Raw genomic sequence first — 375 nt, forward strand, 5'->3', positions numbered from 1 at the left:
TGCCCGTTGACGGACTTCGGGGGAAAAACGAGTATTTTTAGTCATCCTGTTTACCTCTTTCTCAGGAAGTTTAGTCTCCAGGATTCCCGGGGCGGTTCAAAGCGTCGTTTTATAACGGCCCTGACGTTGTGCCGTAGATAACTGAAGTAACAGATCTGCTGCTGTTGTGAAGCGAACCTTGATACCTGCACGGACTGCTTCATAGCCCATCGCTATTGCCAGATGGGTTTTCCCCACACCTGATGGCCCCAGTAATACGATATTTTCATTACGTTCTATGAAGCTGAGTGAGCGTAACGACTGGAGTTGCTTCTGCGGTGCTCCGGTGGCGAATGTGAAGTCATACTCTTCGAACGTTTTCACCGCCGGGAAGGC

Annotated in this window: 1 pseudogene; it reads right to left on the bottom strand. The window is 50.1% G+C overall.

Features of this window, described 5'->3' with window-relative positions:
- Window positions 1-99: 99 nt before the first annotated feature.
- Window positions 100-375: pseudogene (locus tag BGK49_RS18705) on the bottom strand (ATP-binding protein); the annotation flags it as partial.

The sequence above is a fragment of the Shigella sp. FC1544 genome (genome assembly GCF_001722145.1).
Classification (GTDB): Bacteria; Pseudomonadota; Gammaproteobacteria; order Enterobacterales; family Enterobacteriaceae; genus Escherichia; species Escherichia coli.